Source organism: Streptomyces sp. BYX5S (assembly GCF_054724165.1).
On record NZ_CM138829.1, the window covers coordinates 7,679,648 to 7,698,532 of the forward strand.

16 protein-coding genes are annotated in these 18,885 nt (G+C 70.6%); 8 read left to right on the plus strand and 8 right to left on the minus strand.

The window, feature by feature from the left end; translation table 11 throughout:
• Nucleotides 1-34: 34 nt before the first annotated feature.
• The 4 genes from ACYBSK_RS34650 to ACYBSK_RS34665 all read left to right on the plus strand — a co-directional run bounded on the left by ACYBSK_RS34650 (nt 35) and on the right by ACYBSK_RS34665 (nt 7,480).
• The gene (locus ACYBSK_RS34650) at nt 35-5,173 is read left to right on the plus strand and encodes an HD domain-containing protein (protein WP_460244451.1); all 5,139 of its coding nucleotides are present in this window, start codon (nt 35-37) and stop codon (nt 5,171-5,173) included.
• Entirely contained in the window at nt 5,160-5,492 is a 333-nt protein-coding gene (locus tag ACYBSK_RS34655; protein ID WP_460244452.1) for a hypothetical protein, read from the plus strand. Before ACYBSK_RS34650 ends, ACYBSK_RS34655 begins: the two co-directional genes overlap by 14 nt.
• Nucleotides 5,450-6,160: a hypothetical protein gene (locus tag ACYBSK_RS34660; RefSeq protein WP_457481197.1), complete on the plus strand. Its 711-nt coding sequence runs from the start codon at nt 5,450-5,452 to the stop codon at nt 6,158-6,160. The genes ACYBSK_RS34655 and ACYBSK_RS34660 overlap by 43 nt, the downstream gene beginning before the upstream one ends.
• A 105-nt stretch (nt 6,161-6,265) precedes the next feature.
• Complete coding sequence (locus ACYBSK_RS34665; RefSeq protein ID WP_460244453.1) at nt 6,266-7,480, plus strand: glycosyltransferase family 4 protein; 1,215 nt, start codon at nt 6,266-6,268, stop codon at nt 7,478-7,480.
• 232 nt (nt 7,481-7,712) lie between these two features.
• Here the strand turns inward: ACYBSK_RS34665 and ACYBSK_RS34670 are convergent, their stop codons facing one another.
• The 3 genes from ACYBSK_RS34670 to ACYBSK_RS34680 all read right to left on the minus strand — a co-directional run bounded on the left by ACYBSK_RS34670 (nt 7,713) and on the right by ACYBSK_RS34680 (nt 10,153).
• Nucleotides 7,713-8,360, minus strand: coding sequence for a CE1759 family FMN reductase (locus ACYBSK_RS34670; RefSeq protein ID WP_460244454.1), 648 nt, complete (start codon nt 8,358-8,360; stop codon nt 7,713-7,715).
• On the minus strand, nt 8,357-9,457 hold the full coding sequence (locus ACYBSK_RS34675) for an LLM class flavin-dependent oxidoreductase (protein ID WP_457481956.1): 1,101 nt from the start codon (nt 9,455-9,457) through the stop codon (nt 8,357-8,359). The genes ACYBSK_RS34670 and ACYBSK_RS34675 overlap by 4 nt, the downstream gene beginning before the upstream one ends.
• A 75-nt stretch (nt 9,458-9,532) precedes the next feature.
• Nucleotides 9,533-10,153, minus strand: a complete 621-nt coding sequence (locus ACYBSK_RS34680) for a TIGR03086 family metal-binding protein (RefSeq protein ID WP_460244455.1) — start codon at nt 10,151-10,153, stop codon at nt 9,533-9,535.
• 95 nt (nt 10,154-10,248) lie between these two features.
• Between ACYBSK_RS34680 and ACYBSK_RS34685 the strand changes: the two genes are divergently transcribed.
• The gene (locus ACYBSK_RS34685) at nt 10,249-11,049 is read left to right on the plus strand and encodes a DUF6597 domain-containing transcriptional factor (protein ID WP_460244456.1); all 801 of its coding nucleotides are present in this window, start codon (nt 10,249-10,251) and stop codon (nt 11,047-11,049) included.
• Between the two features lie 19 nt (nt 11,050-11,068).
• On the opposite strand, the gene ACYBSK_RS34690 is transcribed toward ACYBSK_RS34685, so the two are convergent.
• The 4 genes from ACYBSK_RS34690 to ACYBSK_RS34705 form a co-directional block, all read right to left on the minus strand.
• Entirely contained in the window at nt 11,069-11,230 is a 162-nt protein-coding gene (locus tag ACYBSK_RS34690) for a hypothetical protein (RefSeq protein WP_460244457.1), read from the minus strand.
• 28 nt (nt 11,231-11,258) lie between these two features.
• Entirely contained in the window at nt 11,259-11,444 is a 186-nt protein-coding gene (locus ACYBSK_RS34695; RefSeq protein ID WP_460244458.1) for a hypothetical protein, read from the minus strand.
• Complete coding sequence (locus ACYBSK_RS34700; RefSeq protein ID WP_457481204.1) at nt 11,431-12,201, minus strand: SDR family NAD(P)-dependent oxidoreductase; 771 nt, start codon at nt 12,199-12,201, stop codon at nt 11,431-11,433. Before ACYBSK_RS34700 ends, ACYBSK_RS34695 begins: the two co-directional genes overlap by 14 nt.
• A 67-nt stretch (nt 12,202-12,268) precedes the next feature.
• Entirely contained in the window at nt 12,269-13,462 is a 1,194-nt protein-coding gene (locus tag ACYBSK_RS34705) for an RtcB family protein (protein WP_460244459.1), read from the minus strand.
• 202 nt (nt 13,463-13,664) lie between these two features.
• On the opposite strand from ACYBSK_RS34705, the gene ACYBSK_RS34710 reads away from it, so the two are divergent.
• The 3 genes from ACYBSK_RS34710 (at nt 13,665) to ACYBSK_RS34720 (ending at nt 16,932) form a co-directional block, all read left to right on the plus strand.
• Nucleotides 13,665-14,507 (plus strand): DUF3558 domain-containing protein, encoded by an 843-nt coding sequence (locus ACYBSK_RS34710; RefSeq protein ID WP_457481207.1) that lies wholly within the window; start codon nt 13,665-13,667, stop codon nt 14,505-14,507.
• A 149-nt stretch (nt 14,508-14,656) separates the two neighbouring features.
• Nucleotides 14,657-15,469 carry a DUF3558 domain-containing protein gene (locus tag ACYBSK_RS34715; RefSeq protein WP_457481208.1) on the plus strand — a complete coding sequence of 271 codons (813 nt, stop codon included), beginning with the start codon at nt 14,657-14,659 and terminating at the stop codon, nt 15,467-15,469.
• A 137-nt stretch (nt 15,470-15,606) separates the two neighbouring features.
• Complete coding sequence (locus ACYBSK_RS34720) at nt 15,607-16,932, plus strand: DUF2637 domain-containing protein (protein ID WP_460244460.1); 1,326 nt, start codon at nt 15,607-15,609, stop codon at nt 16,930-16,932.
• 71 nt (nt 16,933-17,003) lie between these two features.
• Here the strand turns inward: ACYBSK_RS34720 and lysS are convergent, their stop codons facing one another.
• Nucleotides 17,004-18,773 (minus strand): lysine--tRNA ligase, encoded by a 1,770-nt coding sequence (gene lysS / locus ACYBSK_RS34725; RefSeq protein ID WP_460244461.1) that lies wholly within the window; start codon nt 18,771-18,773, stop codon nt 17,004-17,006.
• Between the last annotated feature and the right edge of the window lie 112 nt (nt 18,774-18,885).

Genomic DNA, 18,885 nt, shown 5'->3' on the forward strand with positions numbered 1-18,885 from the left:
CCGAGGCAACGGTGGAGTTCTGGGGGGCGGCGCTGTGGGGGGAACGAAGCGGGCACTGCTGATCGCGGCGGCCGGAGCGGATCTGGACTTCGTCGTCGACGACGTGGAGCGGATCAAGGACGCGCTGCTCGGCTCGGGGTGGAACGAGTCCGATGTAACGGTTCTGGACACACCCGAGAACACCACGCAGCGGGCCATCAACAAGGCGCTCGTGGATCTCTTCGGCCAGTGCGAGGACGACGACTTCGCCCTGGTCTACTTCTCCGGGCACGGGGTCCGGATCAAGGACGTCGACCACTTGGTGCCGGGCGACGCGAAACCCGACGACCTCACATGGGCCCTGATCGCCGTCGAACCGGACACACTGCTCGAAAGTCTGCGCACGCGGGCGACCGTGGTGATGTTCCTCGACGCCTGCCGGGACGCGCGGGAAACGGAACCGCCTGCCCTGCGGCGGCAGTGGCAGGGCAGCTGGGACAACGTGGCCCTGGTGCGGCCCTGCGCGGCCGGTCAGCAGGCCTGGGGCACGCAGGAAGAGGGCAGCTTCATGGGGCGGGCGCTCGCCGAGGCCCTGGCCCGCAGATCCAGCCCGCGCACGGTCGGCGAAGTGATCGCGTACGTACGGAAGAGGACCGCGGAACTCGCCAGGGCCGCCGAGGGCTGCCCCGAGCAGCAGGAGGTGCGCGAGGCATGGCTGAGCGGCACCAGCGAACCGCCTGACAAGACGCACACCGACTGGCCCGTCTGCCTCGGCGGAATCGGCGAGGACCGCTGGGAACAAGCCGTGAGCGCCTCGAAACTGTGGGACCGGATTCCCGAGCGGACAGCCGTCGACACCACCGGGCTGAAGAGCGGTCTGAACGGGCTGATCGGCGAGGTGCGCAAGATCAAGCGCAACGCCGACGGGGAGGACAGGGCGGGAGCCGACCCCTGGGAGGACGTCCGCTTCCCCGAGCGGGTCCTGGAGCGGCTCAACGATCTGATCCCGCCGTCTCCTCAGGGCGAGTTGAGCCCACTTGAGGTGGTGGCACTGCTCGCGACGCCGTTCGTGCGGGAGGCCGCCGTGGCGTGCGGCCGCCGCGCCCTCGCGGAACTCCGCCGGGAGGAGCAGCGGTCGGAGGGCCGGCTTCCCGGCGACAAGGGCCACATGTGGCAGGACATGACCGACGTCCGCGCCGCGTACCAGCAGATCGACGACAAGCGGCGCCACCTGGAGGAGATGGGACAGCGGGACGAGGCCGAGGCCGCCGAGCAGTGGCTGTGGCACCGCCTCATCGCGGACTGGGACCAGCTCTGGCGTCCGGCACAGGCGCAGGGGTGGCAGGGCCAGGACGGCGAACGCCGTTACCCCGTCTGCGGGTTGGACAGTCTGAGCCGCATCATCGAACGACTGTGGGACATCGCGGCGCTCGCCACCGGTACGGGCCCGCAGCAGCGCCCTCGGCATCAGAAGCGGCTGCGTGCGGCGCTGTTGCAGGTCACCGCGCTGATGCGGGCCAGGCCGGGACCGAAGGCCCCCGACGACAAGGACTGGGACGCGGGCCTCGGCGAGTTCCTCGGCATCGGCGGCGCCAAGGCGTGGCGCCCACGGCCGCTGGCCGCCCTGCTGCACGTCGCGGAACTCCTCGCGATCGACTCGCGGCTCCTCGACGGCATCGTCGTCGACCACCTGGGCGTGGACCACGACCGGGTGCGCCCCGAGGACGTCGTCGCACAGGTCGAGCCGACCCAGGCCGAGTTCCAGCCCGTCGAGGACCACGGCCGGACGACGCGCGACCGCGGCCCCAGGGCCGCCGACTGGACCCTCGACGCCGAATGCGCCAACCCGGCGCTCTACCTCGCCCTCGAACGTCAGGCAGACGCAGTCCTCACCGCCGCGCGCACCCTGACCAGGACCGTCCAGGACCCGGACCTCCTGCCCCGGCTCCCGCGCCACATGAACACCGACCGCCTCGATCCCACCGACGGCTCCTACGACGCGCCACCACCCCGCTTCCAGCTCGCCGAGGACGGCGTCAAACCGCTGATCATGGGCACGCAGCTGTACGGCGACCACCGGCTCGCCCTGCGCGAGCTGTACCAGAACGCCGTCGACGCCTGCCGACGCCGCCACGCCCGGCAGCGGTACGCGGCAGCCCTCGGACTGAACGGCCTCCAGCCGTCCGATGTCCGCGAACTCGGCGACTACACCGTCAAGTTCGTCCTGGCACGCGAGGAGAAGACCGACAGGATCTACGTCGAGTGCGAGGACGACGGCATCGGGATGACCGACGAGGAGCTGCGGGACCTGTTCGCGCGAGCCGGCCGCCGCCACCAGCAGTCCCCCATCCGCGTACGGGAGATGCGCCGCTGGCGCCGCGCCGGTATCGAGCCCGAGCTCAACAGCCGCTTCGGCATTGGCGTGTTCAGCTACTTCATGCTCGCCGACAAGATCCAGGTCAGTACCCGTCCCGCCGACGAAACGGGCGTCGGCCAGCACTCCGGCGGCCATCAGGTCAACGTGGTGACGGACTCCGGGATCATGCACATGAATCGGTTCGGCGGGCCGGTGAGCGGCACCAGGGTGCGCCTTTACCTGCGGCCCGAGTACAGCCAGGACCCCCCGTCGATCGTCCAGTTCCTCCAGCAGCACGTGTGGGTCAGCCCGGTCAGGGTCACCGTCACGGAGGAACTGCACGGAACACCCGCGGACGAGCTGCCCCCGGACACCCTCCGCCCTCACCCCACGGCCCGCAGATCACGGACGGAGGCGCCCAATGTGTGGTGGGTGCCCGGCGAGGGCGCGCTCCTGGTCGACGGCATCTTCGTCAGCGGCGCCGAGCGCCCCCACGGATACGTGGTCAACCTCCAGCACCGGCACCGCCCCGAACTCACGGCCGACCGCAACCGCCTGGAGAAGTACGAGCGGGAGGTGCTGTACGACGACCTGGCCAAGGCGGCGCGGGCGTTGGTGGAGTGGGATCCGCTGCCGCTGACGTGGTTGTGGGAGCTGGTACGGGACGACGCGAAGACAGCGGAAATCGTTCTGGGGCGGCTGCTCACGGCCGATACACGGGTCCATGTCACGACCTGGCACGGCGACTCTGACATGCCCGGGGACACCACAGTGCCCCTGACCTCGATCGGGTGCCTTCCGTTCGACGAGTCGTACCACTCCTCCATGCCGCGCAACACCCGTCACGGCGCCTTCTTCCTGTACTGGCGCCGACAGCTGGTGGAGACCGACAACCACGAGAGCCGGGACCCCGCCGCGACTCTGCGGTGGCCCGAGGGCTTCCCGCAGCACCAGGCCGTGGACGCCGCCCTGTTCCACGCGCTTACGGACGAGCGGGTTCACGATCCCGTGGAAGCCCTGCTCGTCACGGCCGCGCAGTCCGAGCACAGCCTGCGCGGTCTGCTGCGCGCGTTGCGGCGCTTCGCGGTCGCGGGCCTCCACCTGCCCGACACGGAGGACATCCGGCGGCTGGACACCCTCGACGCCGGGCAGTCCATGTCGCTGGCGTCGAAGCTCTACGCGGAGTACCTGAAGCACGGGCTCGACCGCCCGCTGGACACCGACCCCGACGATCCCCCCGTCCACTCGGCGCTGCTGTACACGGCGGGCAGCGAGCTGACCCCGCTCGGGCGAGTCACGGAGGTCGCACAGCAGCTGCGCCTCATGGACCCTCGCGTTCCCGAGCCGCCGGACCCGGGAGACCTGGCGACGCGCTTTCCCACCCAGCAGGAGCTGGCTGTGCTCCAAGGCGACCCGTCACAGGGCGCCTCGGACATCCCCGCCACAGTGACCCCCCTCGTTGCCTCGTACTTCGCGGACGCCTCCCGGACGCGTACGCAGATCGTCGAGACCGCCGGCCGCTACGAGCGATACGGATACCGGGTGAGCGGGGAATTCGACGCGCCGCCGGTCTCGGGGGCCGACCTGAAGTCCCTGGGCCTGGACTCCGGCTTCGTCATCGTTCAAGGACGTTTCGACATCATCGGACTGATCAGCCTGTCCGCGGAGCGGGGACACCCGAGCATCGGGCACACGGTCGACGAGTTCCGTGCGGCCCTCGACCGGCTCGACGGATACGCACGGCTCCCGCAGTCCCTGCTCTCCATCAAGGCTCCCGACTGGTGGCGCCGTCTCAGGAGGGTCGATGTGGCATCCGGCGAGCGATTGGGCGTCCTGTCCCTGCTCCGGGCGTTGATGGGCGCCGACGCTCCCCCGTCCATCGAGGACGAGGTGCGGGCCATCACGGCTCTCGCCGAAGCGGGAGTCGTGAGCGAACGGGCATCCAACGCCGTCAAGACCTGGTGGGCCACGTCCAGGGACCACCGACCGATCTACCTGCTGCACGACGGGCGCCAAGGACTGCTCGGCGGGCCGTACCTCAGTCGCCCTTGGATACCTGTCGCCACTTCCGACGACGTTGAGGGCGCCTTCCTGGTCTACATGGCCGCGAACAACAACTTCACTCTGGGCAGGACAGCCAGGATCCTGATCGACGAAGCACGTCCCTACGGGATCGAGGTCCCCCACGTCCCGTTGTCCGCGGAGAAATTGAGCCCGAGCTCCGCGGAGATCACGGCCTTGTTCTACGAGAGAGCCGTGAAGTGGCGGGACACCATCAGCCCCTCCGACATCGCCCAATACGCCCGCAGACTCGGCCTCGACCTCGCCACCGCCGCGGCAGAGCTCAAGAAGTACGAACCGCTCGGCTGCCCCACGATCCCTTCCCCCGGCACGCCGGTCGAGCAGCGGGAGCCCACCGACCACCCGAAGCACCGCCTCGCCGACGACCTCCTCGGCCATGAACCCTTGCGCGGGGGCACAGTGACACCGCTCGGACTGGTGGTCACCGCGGTGCGGCTGGATCTCGGTCTCCTGGACACCTACCGCGTACTCGCCCGGTACAAGGACTACGGTCTCGCCCTCGACTGCCCCGAGCCCGCCCCCGTCCCGCACCGCCCCGACTGGCGCGACGTCGTCATCCTGAGCCGACGCCTCACAGGCCGTGAGCCCGCCCTGTCGGGCGAAGTAACGGACGACGAGGTCAAGTTGCGGTCCGAGGAGACCGACCTGGACGTACCGGAGGTGCGGCGCAGGCTCGCGCTCTACGCGCCGCTGTTCGGCTTCCACCTCGCATCAGCAACGGAAGAGAGCACGGGGAGCACGCATGCCGGAGCATGAGGACGTTCCGTACGAAGAACGGAAGGTCGACGCCCCCGCCGACCTCGAATGCCGCGAATCGGCCTCGGGCGCACTGGAGTTCACGGGCACCTGCCCGGTGTGCCACGGCCGGAGCAGGAAGAACCCGCTGTACAACATCACGCCCGGAACCATTGCGAAGGCATGGCCTTGGCAGGGCAAGAACACGGACAGTGCCGCCGGTGCGGAACGTCGTATGTACTGCGCCTGCCCCGCCGCCCACCCTGAGGACATCGACGAGAACTCAGGCTGTGGCGCATGGTGGCTGGTGCGGATCCCGCCCGCCGCCGGGACCGTCTGATGGCGCCGCCCCGGCACACCGCCCGTGGCATCGAGCGGGAGGCCGACGACCGGCTGTACTCCATGGTCCAGTCCCAGCTGGAGATCGCCCGCCATCAGGCCGAGGGCTGGCGGAACTTCCTGGCCACAGCCACCGGGCTGCTCGCCGCCGTACTCGTCCTCAAGGGCCGGGAGAACGTGGCCGAGCTGCCGGGCGCGTACCGGCTGGGCGTCGTGGTGAGCGTGTCGCTCGGTCTGCTGGCACTGCTGGTCTCCGCGTTCCTCGCAGCCTCCGCCGCGCACGGCCGCCCGCGCGACCGTCTCGAATACGCCGACGGCGCCGAGCTGCTGCGCTGGGAGGCGGAGCAGACGGAGATCGTGGGCAAGCTGGTCAACCGGGCCCGCTGGCTCGCCGTGACGGGCGTGGCACTGACGGCGGCCGGGGTGATGACGACCTGGATGGCGCCCGCCGCCGAGAAGGGCGGCGCCGCATCCGTCACCGTGCACACACGGGACGGGAAGGTGTGCGGGGAGCTGGTCGAGCTCGACGCGCAGGGTGTCACCGTACGGATGAAGGCCGCCGCCGGGAGCAAGGCGGACACGGCGTCCAAGGCGGAGACGCTGCGGCGGATGCGGTGGGGCGCCGAAGCGATCAGCGCGACGCCCACCGAGGCCTGCCAGGGGCCGTAGGGCCCGCCCGGCCCCGGTGGATCGTCTGATCGGCGGTCCACCGAAGGGCTGCTCGGGGGGTGCGGGGCAGGGGCCCGACCGGTGGGTGTGGGGAAGGGCTGGGGCATGAGGATCGTGTTCCTGCTGCACAACGCGTACGCCATCGGCGGCACCGTGCGCACCACGTTCAACCTCGCCGCGGCGTTCGTCGCGCACGGGGGGTGCGAGGTGGAGGTCGTGTCGATGTCGCGGCACCGGGAGGTGCCGCGGTTCGCGGTCGACCCGAGGGTCGGGCTCGTACCGCTGGTGGATGTGCGGGAGGGGGCGCCGGACACCCGGCTCGCCGCGTACGGGCAGCCGTCGCGGGGCTTCCCCGCGGCCGAGAAGCGCTACCAGCAGTACTCGCTTCTGCATGACCTGCGCGTGCGCCAGTATCTGGAGCGGGGGTGCGACGCCGACGTCGTCATCGGAACGCGGCCCGGACTGAATGTCTACCTCGCCCAGTGGGGCCCGCGGCGGGCGCTGCGCATCGCGCAGGAGCACCTCCGCCACGACGCGCACAGCGGCCCGCTGCGGCGGACGCTCGCCCGCTCCTACCGGTCGCTGGACGCCCTCGTCACGGTGACCGAGGAGGACGCGGAGGTGTACCGGGCGAGGATGCGGCTGCCCGGCGTGCGGATCCTCGCCGTGCCGAACATCGTGCCGCCCGCCGATGTGCCGCCCACGGACGGCACCCCGAAGGTGATCGCCGCGGCCGGGCGGCTCGCTCCCGGCAAGCGGTACGACCTGCTTCTGGAGGCGTTCACCGCGGTTTCGGCGAAGTATCCCGACTGGGAGTTGCGGATCTACGGCGGCGGTGAGCAGGAGGAACGTCTGCGGGCGCTCGTCGAGGAGTTGGGGCTCGGCGGACGGGCGCGGCTGATGGGGGCGGTGTCCCCGATCGAGCCGGAGTTCGCGCGGGCGTCGATCGTGGTGAGCGCCTCGGACGAGGAGTCGTTCGGGATGACGTTGGTCGAGGCGATGCGGTGCGGGGTGCCGGTGGTGAGTACGGATGCGCCGCTCGGGCCCGCCGAGATCATCACGGACGGGGTCGACGGACGGCTCGTCCCCGTGGGGAACGCGAGTGCGCTCGCCGAGTCGGTCATGGAGCTCATCGAGGACGAGGCGGCGCGTCGGAGGATGGGGGCGGCGGGGCTCGTCTCGGCGCGTCGCTACGATCCGGAGCCGATCGTGGGGCGGTATGTGTCGCTCTTCGACGACCTGCGTGGGTCTCGCCTGCGGCGGGCTTGGGGGAGGTGGGGCGGGCGGGTGGTCCACCGGGTGCGTCGCGGGCTGCGGTGACCGGGGCGGAGCGGCTCCGCCCCGGACCGCCCCGGACCGGTGAACGTCACGGGGCTCCGCCCCGGACCCCGCGCCTCAAACGCCGGCGGGGCTTGAGATGTCGGCCCCGTCGCTGACGCCACGGGGCTCCGCCCCGGACCCCGCTGCTCAATCGCCGCAGGGGCTTGATGGGCCCACCCGCTCACGAGCCCGTGGGGCGTGATAGGCCCACCCGCAGCGGGTGCGGCACGGCTCACCCCACCCGCAACGCCTCCAGGCGTTCCGCGAAGGGGACCACCTCGAAGCCGTCCCCCGGGTCCACGGACGTGATCGCGCCGTGGAGGGAGCGGGGCGCGATCGCCGCGGACGTGTCGACGTCGGGGGTGGAGACGGTCGGTGTGAGCAGCCGCGCGAGCTCCCCGCCCGCCCGGGTGATCCGGGACGCGAGGCCCTCCTCGCCCCAGTCCTCGGACGCCGCGTAGACCGCCGTGGGCAGGACGACCGCCCGCAGGTACGTGAAGAGCGGGCGCAGGGCGTGCTCGGTGACCAGGGAGTGGCGGGCGGTGCCGCCCGTCGCTCCGATCAGCACCGGCTTGCCCGTCAGCGCGTCCTTGTCGATCAGGTCGAAGAACGACTTGAACAGGCCGCTGTAGGAGCCGGAGAAGACCGGGCTCACCGCGATCAGGCCGTCCGCCGCCGCCACCGCGTCCAGCGCGGCGGCGAGGCGGGCCGGCGGGAAGCCGGTGACGAAGTGCTGCGCGATCTCCGTTGCGTAGTCCCGCAGTTCGAGCACCTGGACCTCCGCGTCCACGCGCTCCGTGGTCGCGGCGGCCAGCCGGTCGGCCAGCAGACGGGTGGACGACGGGGAGCTCAGCCCCGCCGACACGACGACGAGCTTCATGCGCTCTTGACCTCCTCGTTCTCCGAGTGCTTGGCGGCGACGCGCGCCGCGTGGTTCGGCGCGTCCGGCACGTTCGACGGCCGCTTGCTCGCGAACTCCTTGCGCAGCACCGGCACGACCTCCTCGCCGAGCAGGTCGAGCTGCTCCAGGACCGTCTTGAGCGGCAGGCCCGCGTGGTCCATCAGGAACAGCTGGCGCTGGTAGTCGCCCACGACGTCCCGGAACGACAGGGTCCGGTCGATGACCTCCTGCGGGGAGCCGACGGTCAGCGGCGTCTCGCGGCTGAAGTCCTCCAGGGACGGGCCGTGGCCGTACACCGGCGCGTTGTCGAAGTACGGGCGGAACTCGCGCACCGCGTCCTGCGAGTTCTTGCGCATGAAGACCTGACCGCCGAGGCCGACGATGGCCTGCTCCGGGGTGCCGTGCCCGTAGTGGGCGTAGCGCTGCCGGTACAGGTTCACCATCTGCTTGGTGTGGCTGGCGGGCCAGAAGATGTTGTTGTGGAAGAACCCGTCGCCGTAGTACGCGGCCTGCTCGGCGATCTCCGGGGAGCGGATGGAGCCGTGCCAGACGAACGGCGCGACACCGTCCAGCGGACGCGGGGTCGAGGTGAAGGACTGGAGCGGCGTGCGGAACTTGCCCTTCCAGGTGACGACGTCCTCGTCCCACAGGCGGCGCAGCAGCGCGTAGTTCTCGATGGCGAGGTCGATGCCGTCGCGGATGTCCTTGCCGAACCACGGGTAGACCGGCCCGGTGTTGCCGCGGCCCATCATCACGTCGACGCGGCCGTCCGCGACGTGCTGGAGCATCGCGAAGTCCTCGGCGATCTTCACCGGGTCGTTCGTCGTGATCAGCGTCGTGGAGGTGGAGAGGATCAGGTTCTCGGTGCGGGCCGCGATGTAACCGAGCATCGTCGTCGGCGAGGACGGGACGAACGGCGGGTTGTGGTGCTCACCGGTGGCGAAGACGTCGAGGCCGACCTCCTCCGCCTTCTGCGCGATGGCGAGCATCGCCTTGATGCGCTCGTGCTCGCTCGGCGCGCGTCCGGTCGTCGGGTCGACGGTGACGTCACCGACGGTGAAGATTCCGAACTGCATGCTGCTCACCTTGGCTCACCTTCCGCAGGTTGTTGATGCTTCAACTATACCTCCGGAACGGTGTGCCCCCGCCACCTATTCCCGACCCGCCCGACGGCCCGGCTCCGGGCGCGGATCCCGGCCCGTCGCCGCCAGCAGCCGCTCGAACTCCGACGCCTCCTCCCCGACCCGCACCGGCTCCCCGAACACCCCCATCGAGCGCGCCGTCGGCGACAGCTCCGCCACCGCGTCCGCGAGCACCCCGACGACCTCCTCCGGAACCTCGTACGACTGGCCCGTGGCCCGCGCCAGATCCCACGCGTGCACGGTCAGGTCGAGCAGCGCCATCGAGCCGACCAGGCGCGCCGGCATCCGCATCGCCCCGCTCTCCCCCTCCTCCGCGCCGGGCGCCGACCAGGCCTTCACGAGCGCCTCCGCCTCCCGGTCGAACCGCTCCCGCCAGCCGGGCTCCGCCACCCGGTCCGGCGTCGAGGTGAAGTCGGAGTCCTGCTTCACCGCGAGCTTCTGGAACTCGACGACCACGTGCAGCAAGTGGTTGACCAGCGACTTCACGTCGTACTCCGCACACGGAGTCGACGCGTCGAGGTCCTTGTCGTCGATCCCGGCGACCACCGGGACCGCGCGGGAGGCGGAGGCGGCGAGCAGCGCGCCCAGAGACGTGGCGTCCTGATGGTTCTGGTTCGCATTCGTGTCCATACCTCGACGCTACGAGCGCCCGCCCCGCCCCGCTTGAACAAACGCGACGCCGCGCCCCGGGCCCCCGTGTCAGTGCCCCGCCGTACGATCCGCCCATGACCCAGGACCGCGACACCCGCGGGATCGTCGACCCGGCCGCACTCCTCACCCGCGTACGGCTGCGCCGGCACGCGCCCGCCGAGGCGCTGCGTACGTACGTCGAGCACTACTGGTTCATCGACTGGGACCTGCCCGCGCCCTACGCCTCCCAGGTCCTGCCCCACCCGTCCGTGCACCTCACCTTCCAGCAGGACGACATCGGCCGGCCGCCCTACGGGGAGCTGACCGGCGTCGCCGCGCCCGGCCTCTACACGCGCAAGATCGACGGGCGGGGGAAGGTCTGCGGGGTGAAGTTCCGGCCCGGGGCGTTCCGGCCGTTCGCGCCGCACGCGCCGGTGGCGGAGTGGACGGGACGGATCCTGCCCTACGAGAACGTGTTCCCGGCCACGGACCCCGCGGCCGTCCTGAGCCCCGCCGACGACAGCGACCGGATCGCCGCGCTGGACGCCTACCTGCTGCCGCTCGCCCCCGCCGAACCCGACCCCCAGGCCGAACTGGCGGCCGGACTGGTCGCCCGCGTACGCGCCGACCGCGCCACCCGCCGCGTCGCCGACCTCGCCCGCGCCGAGGGCCTGTCCGTACGGGCCCTGCAACGGCTGTTCCACGCGTACGTCGGCGTCAGCCCCAAGTGGTGCATCCTGCGCTACCGCATCCACGAGGCCGTGGAAGCGGCGGGCACCCGCGACGACATCGACTGGGCCGCCCTCGCCGCCGACCTCGGCTACGCGGACCAGGCCCACCTCGTCCGGGACTTCACGTCGACCGTGGGCGTGCCGCCGACGGCGTACGGCCGCTGACACCCTCCCCGGGCCCTCCTCAGCGGGTCACGAGTGCCAGGTGCTGCCGGACCGCGGCGGCCACCCGGGGTTCGCCGCCGACCCGCTTCGCCGAGCCCGCCGGGCCGTGGGCCGGGTCCGCCCGGTCCACCGTGAGCGACTGGCTGGACGTCCTGGCCGCGTGCCGGCCCGAGGCGAGCATCGGCGCCCGCCCGCCCGACCGCGACCGCCTAGCCGGCGTGCTTGATCGCGTAGATCATCACGAACGCCACGATGTGGATACCGAACAGGAAGTACCCGAGGTACCACCACATGTACCGCTCGCCGCGCTTCTCCTCCGCGCGACGCCGCTCGTCGTACTCCCGCTGAAGCTCGACGAGCGGATCCGGTGCGCCGGGATGCTCAGGGCCGCTCACGGTGCACCTTGGTGTTGGACGCCTGCGCCCGCGGCCGCACCACCAGCAGGTCGATGTTCACGTGCGGCGGCCGGGTCACGGCCCAGCTGATCGTGTCGGCGACGTCGTCCGCGGTCAGCGGCTCGGCCACGCCCTGGTACACCTTGGCCGCCTTCTCCTCGTCCCCGCCGAACCGGGTCAGCGCGAACTCGTCGGTCTTCACCATCCCCGGCGCGACCTCGATCACCCGCACCGGCGTCCCGACGATCTCCAGCCGCAACGTCTCCGCCAGCACGTGCTCCCCGTGCTTGGCGGCGACGTACCCGGCACCGCCCTCATACGTCCCGTGCCCCGCGGTCGACGACAGCACCACCACGGTCCCGTCCCCACTCGCGGTCAGCGCGGGCAGCAGCGCCTGCGTGATGTTGAGCGTGCCGATGACGTTCGTCTCGTACATCTGCCGCCACTGCGCCGGATCCCCGGTGGCAACGGGATCGGCGCCGAGCGCACCACCGGCGTTGTTGACGAGGACCCCGATGGTCTTGAACGCCGAGGCGAACTCATCAACGGCCGCCCGGTCCGTCACATCCAGCTGATACGCCACGGCATCGTGCCCGGCCGCCGCGATCTCCTCGGCAACGGCCTCGATCCGGTCCTTCCGCCGCGCGGTGAGCACCACCCGATACCCGGCAGCAGCCAACTGCCGCGCCGTAGCGGCACCGATCCCACTGCTCGCACCAGTGACGACGGCAATACGGGACGCGGGAGCGGGTGCCATGACCTGGGCCCTACCTTTCGGCGACGATCCACTGAACCAGGCCCAGGGTACGCGGGGCACGATCGGGTCAGCCCTTCACGCAGACGACCTGCTTGAGCTTGGCCACGACCTCCACGAGGTCCCGCTGCCGGTCGATGACCTGCTCGATCGGCTTGTACGCGCCCGGGATCTCGTCCACGACGCCGGAGTCCTTGCGGCACTCCACGCCCCGCGTCTGCTCCTCCAGGTCACGCGTCGAGAAGCGCCTCTTCGCGGCGTTGCGGCTCATCTTCCGACCCGCGCCGTGCGACGCGGAGTTGAAGGACGCCGCGTTGCCGAGGCCCTTCACGATGTACGAACCCGTGCCCATGGAGCCGGGGATGATCCCGTACTCGCCGGAGCCCGCACGGATCGCTCCCTTGCGGGTGACCAGCAGGTCCATGCCCTCGTACCGCTCCTCGCTCACGTAGTTGTGGTGAGCGCTGATCTCGGGCTCGAAGACCGGCTTCGCCTTCTTGAACTCCTTGCGGATCACGTCCTTGAAGAGCGCCATCATGATCGAGCGGTTGTAACGCGCGTACTCCTGCGCCCAGTAGAGGTCGTTGCGGTAGGCCGTCATCTGCGGGGTGTCCGCGATGAACACGGCCAGGTCGCGATCGACGAGGTTCTGGTTGTGCGGGAGCTTCTGCGCGACGCCGATGTGATGGTCCGCCAGTTCCTTGCCGATGTTGCGGGAACCGGAGTGCAGCATGAGCCACACCGAATCGGACATATCAACGCAAAGTTCCACAAAGTGATTGCCGGAGCCAAGCGTTCCCATCTGCTTCACGGCCCGCCCCTCCCGGAACTTCACCGCATCAGCAACCCCGCCGAACCGCCCCCAGAAGTCGTCCCACCCACCGGTCGCGAACCCGTGCAGCCGCCCCGGATCCACCGGATCGTCATGCATGCCACGGCCCACCGGGATCGCCTGCTCGATCTTGGAGCGCAGGCGGGAGAGGTCGCCCGGGAGGTCGTTCGCGGTCAGGGAGGTCTTGACCGCGCTCATGCCGCAGCCGATGTCGACGCCGACCGCCGCCGGGCAGACCGCGCCCTGCATCGCGATCACCGAGCCGACCGTGGCGCCCTTTCCGTAGTGGACGTCCGGCATGACGGCGAGGCCCTTGATCCAGGGGAGGGTCGCGACGTTGCGGAGCTGCTGCATCGCGCCGTCCTCGACCGTGGCCGGGTCGGCCCACATGCGGATCGGGACCTTGGCGCCCGGTACCTCTACGTAAGACATGAAATCCCCCGAGGATTGGATGAGTTGGTCAAGTCGTTGTGAGCGGGACAGAAAGGTGCGCAGCGCAAATTACTGGCCCAGTGCGGCAAATCGGATGCCGGACCGGCGTCCACAGCGGCACGTGCGATACACATGGTGCCCATCGGCCGCCCCATCGCGGCAACCGATTAACCAGGCGCGGAGCGCCGAGAGGAGCCTCAGGGTGCAGCGGAAGTCGTACGCGTGTCTGCCGGGTGTGGCCGTGCTCCTTACGGCCGTGCTCGCCGGCTGCACCAGTGATTCCGACGGTGACGACGGCGCCACCGACTCCAAGCCGGGCGAGCCGAGCGCCACCGCCTCGACCGCCGAGCCGGGCAAGTACCGGACGCTGCCGGAGCCCTGCGGTCAGCCGGACCAGAGCACGCTGGACGCGGCGCTGCCCGGCATCAAGCGGCTGCCCGACGAGGAGCAGCGGGAGAAGGCGTACGAGGGTGTGGCCACGGTCACGTACGACACGGGCCGTCGGGTGGGGTGCGCGTGGAAGGACGATTCGGCGCGTAGTGGGATGCATCGGCTGACTCTGGACTTCGAGCGGGTGGTGTCGTACGACACGGCGGTGAGCGACGAGGACCGCGCGGGGGCGGTGTTCGCATCGAAGGTGGACGCGGCGCATCTGCCGGAGCCGGTGGCGTCGGAGGTTTCCGCGTCCGCGTCGGCCTCCGCGTCGGCATCGGAATCGGCATCGAAGAAGAAGCCGTCGGCGGGGGCGTCGGAGTCGCCGAGTGCCTCGGGGTCCGGCAGTGGTTCGCCCTCCACGACTCCCGCCGATCTTCAGCCGCGGCTCCTCGACGACCTCGGCGACGAGGCGTTCGTCGACGACGCGCTGGCGGGTCCGACGAGTGCCCGGCACCGGACGGTGACTGTGGCGTTCCGCACGTCGAACGTGGTGGTGACCGTCCGGTACGAGGTGCAGCCGGCGACCGCCTCGGAGGTGCCGGACAGCAAGGAAATGCAGGACACAGCGCGGAATCTGGCCCAGAATCTGGTCGGCAAGTTCGGCGATTAGGGGCATTCGGGGACGCCCTTCGGGCACGGTGAAGGCGAGACGCGTGCGTCGGCTTCGGCGTACGGTGGCCCATCGGACCCCGCTCGTGAAGGTCGAATGGCCGTCGCGTAGGGGGACCGTGGCCCTGTCAGCGTCCTAGTGAAGGAACCATGCACCGTCCGACCAAGCGACTCACCCGCACCCTTGTCTGCGCGGCCGCCGTGCCGGCGGTTCTCGTTGTAGCCGGCTGCTCGTCCGGTTCCGGTTCCGACGGCGCGAAGGACGACGCGCAGGCGAAGTCCTCTTCCTCCTCGACGGCGGGCACCACCGCGAAGAAGGTCGCTCCGGCAACGTACAAGGAGCTGCCGCAGGCGTGCTCGGCGTTCTCGAAGAACACGCTGGGCGATCTGGTCCCGAAGGGCGAGAGCAAGGCGGGCGCGTCCGACGACGAGTCGACGCGCGCCAGCTGCTCCTGGTCCAGCCTGGACAACAACGGCGTGAAGGGCTCGCAGTTCCGCTGGCTGAACGTGTCGTTGGTCCGTTTCGACTCGGACGTGAACCGGGGCAGCGGCGACAAGCTGGCGAAGGCGTACTACGCGAAGCAGATCGCCGACGCGAAGGCGACGGACGGCGCGAAGGACGTCAAGACGGAGGCCGTGTCCAAGACGGGCGACGAGGCGACGCAGGTCAGCTACGACCGCAAGTACAAGGACAAGAAGGACGACGTCACGTCCAAGCAGCAGACGATCGTGTCGCGCGTGGACAACGTCGTGGTGACGGTCGACTACAACGGCTCGGGTCTGGCGGGTGACAAGGCCCCGTCGGCGAGCACGCTGTCGAAGGACGCGCAGAAGGCGGCGAAGGAGGCGGTGGCGAAGGTCATCGAGTCCGGCAAGGGTGGCGGCGCGTCGTCGGACCCGTCGGGTTCGGCGAAGCCTTCGGCGTCCGCGTCGGAGTCCAAGGAGTCGAAGAAGGGCGCGTGATCGCGCCTCGCTGACGTGGCTGTTCACAGGCCCGGTCCCGTGCTCGGGGCCGGGCCTGCGTGCGTACCGGCGCACTTGCTTCCGTATGCGTGTGCCACTCTGTTGCCCGCAACAGCCGAACTGGGAGGGGAACTGGAGTGGCCGCGCCACTGAAGCTGACACGGACGCACCGGATACTCGTGGGCGTGGTGATCGCGGGTGCGGTGGTCATCGCGGCCATCGGTTTCGCGGGTTCGTACGCCGCCGTGCGGGAGTTGGCCCTGCAGAAGGGGTTCGGGAACTTCAGCTATGTCTTCCCGATCGGTATCGACGCGGGTATCTGTGTGCTGCTCGCGCTGGATCTGCTGCTGACGTGGATCCGGATTCCGTTCCCGCTGCTGCGGCAGACGGCGTGGCTGCTGACGGCGGCGACGATCGCGTTCAACGGTGCGGCGGCGTGGCCGGATCCGCTGGGCACCGGTATGCACGCGGTGATCCCGATTCTGTTCGTGGTGGCCGTGGAGGCGGCGCGGCATGCGATCGGGCGGATCGCGGACATCACGGCGGACAAGCACATGGAGGGCGTGCGCATCACGCGCTGGCTGCTGTCTCCGGGGCCGACGTTTCTGTTGTGGCGGCGGATGAAGCTGTGGGAGCTGCGGTCGTACGACGAGGTCATCAAGCTGGAGCAGGAGCGGCTGGTGTACCAGGCGCGGCTGCGTTCGCGGTTCGGGCGGGCGTGGCGGCGGAAGGCTCCGGTGGAGTCGCTGATGCCGCTGCGGCTGGCGCGGTACGGGGTGCCGTTGGCGCAGACGGCGCCGGAGGGGCTGGCGGCGGCGGGGATCGAGCCGCAGTTGCTGCCGCCTGCGCCGCCGGTCGGGCCGGTCCGCCGGGAGGCTCCCGCTCAGCTCACGTCGGCGCCGCCGCAGGAGCGGCCGCGCGCTGAGGCTCAGCAGCCGGCCGCGGAGGACGGGAGTTATGTGCCGCCCGCGTTCAACGCGGCGCCGCACAAGGAGTACCGCGGCGGTTATCAGCCGGATCTGGGGTCCGATTTCGAGTCCGACGTGGAGCAGGACTTCGCGCCTCCCGCGTATGCGCCCGCGCCGGAGCACGAGGGCCGCTACGAGCAGCCCCAGCCGCAGGCCCAGGCCCAGCCCCAGGCTTCCGCCCAGGTGCCCGCTCCCCGCGCTCCGGAGCCGGAGCCGGTGCCCGACCCGGACCCGGAGTTTCCGGTGCCCACCGGGGCGGGTGGCACCCGGCCGCTGGGCGAGGGGGTCGCGGAGAGCGTCGAGGAGCCCACGGACGACGACCTCTACCAGGTGTTCCGCACCTCGATAGAGGGTGAGGGCCTGCCGACGCCGCGGGCGTTCGCGGCGAACGTGGAGGCGCAGTACGGGGTGCGGATGTCGTCGGAGGACGTGAACCGGTACATGAACCAGTTCGCGATCCGTTTCGAGCAGGACATGATGAGCGACTACGCGTAGTCGTGCGCAATGCGTGAGGGGCGGCACCGGATCCGATCCGGTGCCGCCCCTCACGCGTGTCGCGTCGCGCGTTACGCCCCGAGGAGCTTGCGCACGCGGTCCGCCCCGACCGCGAGGAGCAGCGTGGGCAGGCGCGGGCCGGTGTCGCGGCCGACGAGCAGGTGGTACAGGAGCGCGAAGAACGAGCGCTGGGCGGTCTTGATCTCCGCCGGGAGCTCCTTCGCCGTGGCGTCGGCCGGGAAGCCGGCCTGCACCTTCGGGACGCCGTACACGTGGTGGGTGAGGCCGTCGAGCGACCAGTGCTCGTCGAGGCCCTCCAGGAGGAGGCGGATGGACTCGCGGCCCTGCTCGTCGAGGGCGGCGAGCGCCTCGGCGTCGGGTTCGGTGCGCACGATGGTGCGGGACTCGGCGGGCACGTACTTGGTGATCCAGGCCTCGGCCTTGTCGAGCCGGGGGCGGACGGTGTCCAGGTCGGTGACCGGGTTGTCCGGGTCGAGCTCGGAGAGGATGCGCTGGGTCTGCTCCTCGTCCCCGGCCGTCACGTCGGCGACGGACGCCAGCGTGCGGTACGGCAGCGGGCGGGGCGTGCGGGGCAGTTCGCGGCCCGCGACGCCGACGGCGCGGCTGTGGGCGGCGGCGTCGGCGGGGAGCGCGGTGCCGTCGGCGACCTTGGCGCCGAGCTTGTCCCACTCGTCGTAGAGCCGCTGGATCTCCTGGTCGAAGGCGATCTTGAACGACTGGTTGGGCTTGCGGCGGGCGTAGAGCCAGCGCAGCAGCTGCGGTTCCATGATCTGGAGGGCGTCGCCGGGGGTCGGGACGCCGCCCTTGGACGACGACATCTTGGCCATGCCGGAGATGCCGACGAAGGCGTACATCGGGCCGATGGGCTGGGTGCCGCCGAAGATCTGGCGGACGATCTGGCCGCCGACCTGGAACGAGGAGCCGGGCGAGGAGTGGTCGACGCCGGACGGCTCGAAGACGACGCCCTCGTAGGCCCAGCGCATCGGCCAGTCGACCTTCCAGACCAGCTTGCCGCGGTTGAACTCCGACAGCAGGACGGTCTCGGTGAAGCCGTCGAGGGTGCAGGTGTAGGACAGCTCCGTCGTGTCGTCGTCGTACGAGGTGACGGTGGTGAGGTCCTTGCCGCACTGGCCGCAGAACGGCTTGTACGGGTAGTAGCCGCCCGCGCCGCCGCTGCCGTCGTCCTCGGAGGCGGCGCCGGAGCCCTCGGCGGCCTCCAGTTCGGCCTCGTCGACCGGCTTCTGGTTCTGCTTGCCCTTGGCCGGGTCCTTCTTGGTGCGGTACTGGTCGAGGATCGCGTCGATGTCGCCGCGGTGCTTCATCGCGTGCAGGATCTGCTCGCGGTACGTACCGGCCTGGTACTGCTCGGTCTGGCTGATGCCGTCGAACTCGACGCCGAGGTCGGCGAGGGCCTGGACCATGGCGGCCTTGAAGTGCTCCGCCCAGTTCGGGTACGCGGAGCCGGCCGGGGCCGGGACGCTGGTGAGCGGCTTGCCGATGTGGTCGGCCCAGGTCTCGTCGGTGCCGGGGACGCCGGCCGGGACCTTGCGGTAGCGGTCGTAGTCGTCCCAGGAGATCAGGTGGCGCACCGTGTATCCGCGGCGGCGGATCTCGTCGGCGACCAGGTGCGGGGTCATGACCTCGCGGAGGTTGCCGAGGTGGATCGGGCCCGACGGGGAGAGGCCGGAGGCGACGACGACCGGTTTGCCGGGGGCACGGCGCTCGGACTCGGCGATGACATCGTCCGCGTATCGGGAGACCCAGTCCTGGGTCTCCGCGCCTGTGCTCTGGGCCACGATCGGTTGTCCTTCTCTACGCATCGGGGATGGGGCTTCGGTTCCGCCCGCCCCATTCTCCCAGCTTCCTCGTGCGGAACGAAAACGCGTTACGGGTTCACTTCACGGCTCTGGGATACTGGCGGTGCAATTCCAG